The organism is Mesorhizobium sp. M7A.F.Ca.CA.003.01.2.1, from assembly GCF_003998945.1.
GTDB classification, from domain to species: domain Bacteria; phylum Pseudomonadota; class Alphaproteobacteria; order Rhizobiales; family Rhizobiaceae; genus Mesorhizobium; species Mesorhizobium ciceri.
Genome location: NZ_RZRA01000127.1, coordinates 1 through 8,253, shown reverse-complemented (window position 1 = coordinate 8,253; position 8,253 = coordinate 1). Strand labels below are relative to the sequence as shown.

Here is an 8,253-nt window from a genome sequence, read left to right as displayed (position 1 = left end):
CTCCAAGGAAAGTCATGACGGCAAAGGCGCTGGCGTGGTTCAGCTTGTCGGAACGGAAACCGATATCGATCCCGTACTCTTCAAGTCGGGGTATAGGCAGCAGTGCAAGGGCAAGAACAGCGGCAAGCGTGGCGAAAAAGGCGATCCGTTCGACGGCTGGATAAAATCTCATTCTGTTCCAATCTTTGCCTAGCCGCCGGGAAAGTCGAATCCGGCTCGGTATTGGCAGTTCAGGCTGAAACTCGGATCGACGGCGTTGTTCTTCTAAAGCCGCAATTTTTGCTTGAGCTTTTTCAGCCAGGTCTGTTCCGCCTCATCCTGATTTTGATGCGCCGGGACGTAGCGCGGCCGTATCTTTTTTCCTTTGATGTAGAATGGCTTTTCGACTTCTCCAACCAGATTGACGAAAAGCCGGGATTTGTTGGTGGGTTGGCGGACTGTGACGCCGTGGACCGATTCAATCGAGTTGATGAACAATACAAGAATGTTCTTGTCGTATTGAACTGTTTCGACGCATTCCAAATGGGTGTCGTCGACATAGGCATCATTGAAGAGTGTCGCTTTGGCTTTCAGCGTGGCGTATTTGGACTGGAAACGACTAATTGTCAGGTCCCCGCCAACGGCATCATAATCTTCCGGCCTCATATAAAACAGGCCAGAAAATAGCTTGTCGCCATTGTCGATGTGGCTTGTCCGCACCGAGCCGGCATTGGTCACCGGCGTGTTCCCGCTGAGCATCGCATCCATCAGTATGTCGCGTGTTGCATAGGTGTCACTAAACCTGATGCCCGCTTTCATATTCTTGAGGCGTTCATAATTGGGGTAATAATCAGGGTAAAGCTTGTGAATATCGTCATAGAACAGGTCGGCGACCTCGCCGAAAAATGCTTGCGATACATGGTAGGCGATAAAATCGCGCCATATTTGCGGCACGGCTTCGTTCGACCGAACGCGGTGGGCCTCATAATCCCACCTGGTGTTGTTGCGGCGTGTATCGATTTCGAGCGTTTCCGGAGCGGGAAACGTGCCGGCCAATTCCTGGTAGAGATCGAGGGGAAGGGCGTCAGGCAGGATGATGTGTGGAAACGGCTCCGATCGAACGTCGGCCTTGGTGGCTCGTTGAAGGACTGAAAGCGGCTTTGACATCGATGGTGTCCCAGATCGAGTTTGTCCGAATTTGGACAGCGAGGATCGTGTTCAACCTGTTCGGGTTACCGCCTTTCAACGGATCCCTTTCTGCGTCTCGTTCAAAGATTGGAGCGTTGAAAAGGGCTCCGCATGGGCTTTTACCATTTCGCTCATTAGAATATCCGCGCCAGTCATGAGGGGGACCAGGGTTTCCGCAAATGTGTATGTTTTGATGCCGTAAAGCCACTTCAGGTAAAGAAGGGCAGCTGACGTGCCGGAGACGCAGCCAACGATGTTCATTCGGGATACGACAAGCTCTATCGGATATATGTGTGGCAGGTTAGCTTCCATGATCCTGGTGTTGGCGTCGGCCGTCACATTGCCAACTGCATCCAGCAATTCGGGGAAGAAGGGCTTGCTTATTCTGGGATGTTCCTTCCAGACGACGTCGTATCCCCTCTCGACGATCTGCTCCGCAATTCGTCTATAGATCGCCGCCTCTTGCGCGTACGACATTATGCGGTTTCGCGACAATGCCTGGCCGAGCAGCAGGATCCGTGGGTTGGCTGACGCACGGCAATGTTCATCGCCGCCGGAAAGCGCATCCCTGCAGGCTTCACCTATTACGTCGCGCATCAGCGAAGCGCCGACCTGAAATCTTGGTACGTTCTCCAGTGCATCGTGAATGGGGATTTCGTGAAGCAAAGAATAAAACTTCGTCACCCGTCTCAGATGGTGTCTTTCTATCCTGTCGGCCGCTTTCCTCAATCGGAACGCCGGTGAAATTGTAGAGAGTCCTGCAATCAAGACCGCGGTGATGCGTCGTCGAAACCTTGTGCCCGGCGGCCGTGACATGGTTGCCATCTCGAATGGAAGGTATGACGTCAAGCCATCCTCATACAAAACGATCTTGGCTTCAGGGTATGAATCCAGCAGTATTTTTTCCGACGGCCGGTTAACGAAGCAGGCCCAGATTTCAGCTACGGAACTCGCGTCGAGACCAATTGTGTCTCGGATCAGACGATGGATCCGGAAAATTTGCAGTTGCCCATATTTACGCTCGGACGTCAGAAGGTCGTACGCCCATATGATCCGTCTCCAGGTCCATACTTTAGACGCAAGTTCAGCAAGACCGGTCTTGAAATGCTCGGAAACGCCGGCCGTTTCATAAAGCAGGAGATAGTCCTCATGCTCCTGATCCGCCGGGGAGCTTCCATCCATTGTTGATTGGCGAAGTGAGGCAACCAGGCTGAGCAATTGCCAGCTGCCAAAGACGCAGCATATTCGAGCTGGCAATTTAAGATCTCCAGATCGGATGGAAATAACGCTGCATGTTCCGCGATCTCAACCGCAAAATTGCTTCATATCCGACAGGCCGTGTGGCTCGGGGCGTCCCACCCGCTTCGTAATACTGCCTATCGCGTCGGTAGGAAATATCTTTCAGACGGCGGGTCTAACGTCCAAGACAGGCTAGAGTTCCGCACAATAGGCAGGCGAATTCACTTCAACTGAGCGGCAGAGACCTGTCGAGATCCGGCAATAGCACCCGGTGCGGCAGACCGCTCATGCGGTCGTCTTGCTGCTTCGGGTCCCTCTCGGCACCAAGAGCACGAATTCTCCCGGTTCTCGGGAAGGTCGTTGCCCGGGAAAGCGGGTTTCGCTTCCCCCAGTCAAAAGTAAGCTCCAGCCATGAACCGGAGCTAGATGATGACAGAGGCAGAAACCAGAATGTTTCACACACTTGATGTGCCAGCCGGTCCGGTGTGGCGGCCTGCAATCCCGGCCGACCTGACAAGGCAGGGCATGTGTGGGCGCATCTGCGCATCATGCCCGATACAAAGCCCGCACTGCCCCTCGAACGCCCTTGAGGCCGACGCTTCGGCGCAACGTCCCCGGTGAGCAGGCCAGAGCAATTCTAGGAAAAGTGTGAAGCGGTTTTCCGGCCAAAATTGCCTCAAAACAAAGAGTTAGAGCAGCTCGCCGTTTCCGTGAAACGGTGAACTGCTCTGAGGGCGGCGCCGGAAAATGCGCCGCCCTGTCGGAGGGGTCGTCCGCGATCAGGCGGCGAGCCAGGCCCGTGTGAAATCCTGCTCATAGGCCTGGTGCATCTGGTAGCCCATCAAGGAAGGTTTCATATGGCAGAACAGCTTTCGCCAGTAAGGCTGAACGATGATGCCGGAATCCTGCAGCATGACCTGGAGTTCCTTCATTACCACACGGCGCTGCTCCGGATCGGCGATGGAATTGGCCTTGTGGACCTTGGCATCGAAGTCTGGATCGGCGAACCCCGTCTCGTTCCATGCCGAACCGGTCTGATAGGCAAGCGCATAGGTCTGGATGCCGAGCGGTCGGGCGTTCCAATTGGTCGTCGCGAAGGGATACTTCGTCCAGTGGTTCCAGAACGCCGATTCCGGGATGACGGTGCGTTTCACCTTGAAGCCGGCGTCGCGCATCTGCTGGGCGACGGCATCGGAGCTTTCCTTGCGGTAGTCGGCTTCGACCGAGATCAGATCGAACTCGAAATCGAGCTGGCCGGCTTCCTCGAGCAATGCCCTGGCCCGGGCCGGATCACGTTTGATCGGCGGCAGGTCGGCGTGTTCGGGATGCATCGGTCCGACATGATCGTTCTGCGCGACGATGCCCATGCCGTCGGCGCCCAGTTGCAGCACCGCTTCGTTGTCGACCGCAAGCTGTATGGCGTTGCGCACGCGCTTGTCGTCATAGGGTTTGGCGTTGACGTTGCAGCGCGAGACCAGGGTGGCGGCAGTGACGATCTCGCTTTTCTTCAGGCCCAGCCTGTCGAGCATGGCGACGTCATAGGACTGCGTCTGGCCGTTCAGGTCGATCTCACCGGATTCGAAAGCGGAGACGGTGGCGGCCGAGTCGGTGCCGTAGTCGGTCCAGTCGATGCCGTCGAGGAACACCTCGCCGCCCCACCACGACCCGTCCGGCCGCTTGCGCACCGAGGCAGCAACGCCGACATCGAGTTTTTTAAGCTCGAATGGACCCGTGGAAACGGGGTTGGCCGACAGTGGCGCTGCCTTCGGATTGAACGTGCGGTGGACGATCAATGCCGGGTAGTCGGTCATCGCAGGGATAATGGTGATGTCGGGCTGCGACAGTTTCAGGACCAGGGTGTGGTCGTCGCGAACCTCGATGGCACCAGTGCGCGCCACCTTGGTGTCGGGATCGATCAGGGCGGTCATGCGCCCCGCCATCGAGTTGCCGGCGGCATCCTTCTCACACCAGCGCGTGATGTTGAAGGCGACATCCGTGGCGGTGAAATCGTCGCCGTTCGACCACTTCACCCCTGGGCGCACCTTGAGCACATATTCCGTGGCGTCCGCATTGATCTCCCAGCTCTGCAGCAGCACCGGCTCGAAGGTGAAATCCGGCTTCCAGCGCACCAGCGGTTCGAGAAACTGCATGGCGATGTTGCCCATCTGCGAAACCTTGAACTTGCGCGGGTCTTCCAGCTCCATCACCTGCATGGCAACACGCAGCACGCCGCCCTTTCTGGGTTGGGCGGCTTCCTCGGCCCGCGCCGGAACCGGTTGACCGATGAGCCCATAGGCAATCGCCGTGCTGGCGCCGAAGGCGCTGGCCAACGCCAGGAACTCGCGGCGGCCAAGCGCGCCGCTCTTCGCGCCTTTCGCAAATGTGCCGATCGCCGGATGAAGAGGTCTGGATGTCATATCGGTTCTCCCATTGTTGATTTTACGCCCAAATTCGGTGGAATGCCCTTGCCGCGTCGTTGCTGGGCGCTGTTTTCTACAAGACGCAGCGGATGGCGGCGGGGCCGCGACGGCGAGGGGAAGGCAAGATGAATCTTCTGACGGCGATGCGGGTGTTCGATCGGGTCTGCCTGCTGGGCAGCCTGTCGGCGGCGGCGCGCGATCTCAACATGTCGACGACGGCCGTCAGCCGCACCATCAAGGAACTGGAAGACGACCTCGGCGTCCGGCTCATCAATCGCACCACAAGGCGCCTCAGCCTCACAGAGGCGGGCCGCGACTATGCTCCGCGTGCCCGCATCCTGCTCGACGACATTTCCGAACTGCAGGATTCGACGCGCGGCCTTCACAAGGAGACGCGCGGCCTGATCCGGGTTTCCTGCTCCAATGTTCTGGGCCACACGCGCATAACCAAGCTGGTGCCGAAATTCCTCGAAGAGAACCCGCTCACCACGATCGAGTTCGACCTCACCGCGCGTTATGTCGTCGGCATTGTCGAGGAAGGCTACGATGTCGCCATCCGCTTCGGCGGTCAGGCCGATTCCGCCTTGATTGCCCGCCGGCTTGGGGAAGTTCGCAACTATGTCTGCGCCACGCCCGATTATTGGGACACAAACGGCCGCCCGGTCCACCCGGATGAGCTGGCAAGCCATTCCTGCGTGCTGAGCAATTTCGCCAAGCGGCTTGGCACATGGCCTTTCATCGGACCAGACGGCCCTTTCGATGCGGCTGTCGGCGGGCGCATCTCGACCAACAGCGTCGAGGCCGCCTACCAGATGACCACCGCCGGTTTCGGCATCGGCAATCTGCCCAGCCTGCTGGTCGATGCTGCGATCAGCGACGGCCGGTTGGAAGTGCAGCTGGATGAGTTTCGCCCCGGCTCCAGCCCGATCTACGCACTCTATCCGCACCGCACCTATATTGCGGCCAAGGTGCGCGCGTTCGTCGATTTCCTGATCCGCGAACTGTCGGCCGACTTCACCGCCTGAAATGCTGCCCGATTGCCGGCCAACGCCGTCAGGGGCCTGGCGCGAACGCCAGGCCCCTGCTGCCCCCGTCGCCCGACGCGGCAGCGTCATTTCCACCAGGCGGTGGTGTCGTACATCGGTCCCGGCTCCTCGAAGAGCTTTTCGTATTTGCACAGTGCCGGCGTCTTGCCGAGCGGCACCGAAACACCGTCCCTGAACGCCCATTCGCCACGTTGCGTCGTATCCGCCCGCACATAGCTGGACAGTGCAAAGGCGCGGTCGTGCTGTGACCTGTTGGGCGAGGAGCCGTGCACGGTGAGCAGCCCCCATAAAGCAAGATCGCCCGGCTCCAGCACCAGCGGAACGATGGTCGCCGGGTCGATGCCGACCTTGCGCAACTCTTCTTCGGCGGTCAGACCCTTCATCAGCTCGCCGGTTCCCTCGTCCGACAGGCCGAGATAGCCGAGCTTGTGGCTGCCGGGCACGACCTGAAGACAGCCATTGTCCAGCGTCGCCCGATCGACCGCGAGGCCTGTTGTCACGGTGGCGTCGGCGACATTGTCGAAGGCGGCCTGGTTACGGAAGCGCAGATCCTGGTGGAAGCGATAACCCGTGACATTGGCGCCGGGCGGCTTCCAGTGCAGCTGTTGGGCGATCTGTTTTATGTCGCGGCCGATCAGACCCTCGAGCAGCTTCAGATAGTCGGGATTGCGGCGGAACTGCTCGAAATAGGAATTGATCCAGGAAAACCAGTAAGCCTGCAGCACATATCGTTGGCCAAAGTCCGATTCAGGCAGGATCTGGAAATTCAGGTTGCCGTGCCGGAAAGTGGCGTGATGCTTGAGGCCATCGGCATAGACCGCATCGGTTTCCTTCTTCAGCCGGATCATCTCGTCGCCGTCGACGAATTGTCGAACGACCGCATATCCTTCCTCGCGGTACTGCTCCACCGCTTCGCGTGCCTGCCTGTCCGTCAGCATATCCGTGACAACCCCCGTCTGTGATCTGTGTCGATCGTAACAAACGGGTTGCCGGCGATAAGCCGTGGATTTTGGCATCGACTTTCCCGATTATCGGGAAATTGAGCGGGGCCTCAAAGGTGCATTGGCCGCAACCGGCTGATCAGATACGTGCTGCGCCGGCAGGCCCTAAAAATAGGTTCGCGGCGCGACAAGGTTCTTCTGCTGGCGAACATAAAAACAATAGAAGCCGAACGCCGCGGCAAACCACATGAAGGCCTCACCCATGGCCAGCCGGTTGTTGGAATTGGTAAGGATGCTGAGGGCGAAGAAAACCAGTGTGGAGATGTAACAGGACCATGCGGCCGGAGCGACAAGCTTGGCTCGCATGGCCAGCAGAACCTGCCTGGCCGACCAGGTGTAGAGAAAGGCAAAGAACGCCAGTCCGACCACACCATAGCGCACGACAATTTCCAGATAACCATTGTGGAAGACGTTTAAGATCATGGGATGATAGGTTCTGTTCTCCCACTCGGTCAGCCAGCTGGAACTGGCTCCGAAGATCGGGTGGCGTTTCCAGATATCGATCGCATCCGCCCACAGCATCAGCCTTTCCTTGGCTGCAAGCGGAACCGCATCGCTCGCGATGGCGCGGTCGAATGCGGGAAGGACGCCATGCCTGAACACATCCGGAACCAGGGTTTTGACGAAGGTCATGGTGTCGCCGGCGGTGGACGAGAAGATGTTGTGTGTTGCGACAATGCCGGCCGCCACGATCGCCAGCACGCCACCCGAAACCAACAGTTCGCGGCGATGGCCTCTCGCCAGGGTCATGACCGTCAACAGGAGCAGCGCAAGCGCAAGCGCAAGCCACACGCCCTTTGACCGCATCTCGATGATATTGACGACGGCAAGCAGCAGGACGGCTGTCGACAGCGCCCAATAAAGGTTCTTGGTTGCTTTCCCGAGGTCCGTTCTCTGGGCCGTGTAAGCCATGAATTGCAGCGTGCAGAGGAAGATGAAACCGGCCGCCACCGACGCGTGGATGGGATTGTTGAAAAGCCACGGGGCCGGTTGGATATCCTGAAACATGTTCGAACAGGCGGTGTCCGCCGCCAGGAAGACAAGACTGAGGATCATGAACCAGAGGACCAGCCGTGCGGGCTGCCTGACAAACAGCAGAAAGGCGAATCCGGTCGTCGCATAGAACAGCGGAAACATGTAAATGCCTTCGGCGCCACCCAACTGGTGGGTGCCGAAATAGACGATCGCCAGTCGGATGAAGACATAGAGCGACCAGCCCAGACACAGGAAGCCGACCCAACCGATCAGTGGTTTGCTGTAGGTCCACAAATCCACCCTGAACCAGCGGATGACCGCGACCAGGGCCAGCGCCAGGCCCGCATAGCGGTAGGTGTCTGCCTCGCGCCACACCGCGGAAACCATGGCGAGAACGGCGAGTGC

7 protein-coding genes are annotated in these 8,253 nt (G+C 58.5%); 2 read left to right on the top strand and 5 right to left on the bottom strand.

The annotated features are described in order from the left end of the window. Positions 1–193 (top strand): hypothetical protein (locus tag EN969_RS35245; RefSeq protein ID WP_164758176.1); only part of this gene is annotated, 193 nt, incomplete at its 5' end. Positions 194–264: 71 nt separating this feature from the next. Here EN969_RS35245 and EN969_RS07960 read toward each other — a convergent pair. From EN969_RS07960 to EN969_RS07950, 3 genes are all read right to left on the bottom strand, one after another. Further along, the gene (locus EN969_RS07960; RefSeq protein ID WP_013532751.1) at positions 265–1,146 is read right to left on the bottom strand and encodes a hypothetical protein; all 882 of its coding nucleotides are present in this window, start codon (positions 1,144–1,146) and stop codon (positions 265–267) included. Positions 1,147–1,221: 75 nt separating this feature from the next. Then, the gene (locus tag EN969_RS07955; protein WP_244514274.1) at positions 1,222–2,424 is read right to left on the bottom strand and encodes an alpha-2,8-polysialyltransferase family protein; all 1,203 of its coding nucleotides are present in this window, start codon (positions 2,422–2,424) and stop codon (positions 1,222–1,224) included. A 761-nt stretch (positions 2,425–3,185) separates the two neighbouring features. Further along, complete coding sequence (locus EN969_RS07950) at positions 3,186–4,823, bottom strand: ABC transporter substrate-binding protein (RefSeq protein WP_013532749.1); 1,638 nt, start codon at positions 4,821–4,823, stop codon at positions 3,186–3,188. A gap of 128 nt (positions 4,824–4,951) precedes the next feature. On the opposite strand from EN969_RS07950, the gene EN969_RS07945 reads away from it, so the two are divergent. Then, positions 4,952–5,851, top strand: coding sequence for a LysR family transcriptional regulator (locus EN969_RS07945; protein ID WP_013532748.1), 900 nt, complete (start codon positions 4,952–4,954; stop codon positions 5,849–5,851). A gap of 86 nt (positions 5,852–5,937) precedes the next feature. On the opposite strand, the gene EN969_RS07940 is transcribed toward EN969_RS07945, so the two are convergent. Together EN969_RS07940 and EN969_RS07935 are read right to left on the bottom strand one after the other, a co-directional pair. Then, positions 5,938–6,810 carry a phytanoyl-CoA dioxygenase family protein gene (locus EN969_RS07940; RefSeq protein ID WP_164745819.1) on the bottom strand — a complete coding sequence of 291 codons (873 nt, stop codon included), beginning with the start codon at positions 6,808–6,810 and terminating at the stop codon, positions 5,938–5,940. Between the two features lie 168 nt (positions 6,811–6,978). Continuing rightward, positions 6,979–8,253, bottom strand: a 1,275-nt coding sequence (locus EN969_RS07935) for an O-antigen ligase family protein (RefSeq protein WP_164758175.1), incomplete at its 5' end; no start/stop codon positions are given.

Bases quoted from the DNA above. Each gene is read 5' to 3' on its own strand.
- EN969_RS07960 (WP_013532751.1), bottom strand. From the start codon at position 1,146: ATGTCAAAGCCGCTTTCAGTCCTTCAACGAGCCACCAAGGCCGACGTT.
- EN969_RS07950 (WP_013532749.1), bottom strand. From the start codon at position 4,823: ATGACATCCAGACCTCTTCATCCGGCGATCGGCACATTTGCGAAAGGC.
- EN969_RS07945 (WP_013532748.1), top strand. From the start codon at position 4,952: ATGAATCTTCTGACGGCGATGCGGGTGTTCGATCGGGTCTGCCTGCTG.
- EN969_RS07940 (WP_164745819.1), bottom strand. From the start codon at position 6,810: ATGCTGACGGACAGGCAGGCACGCGAAGCGGTGGAGCAGTACCGCGAG.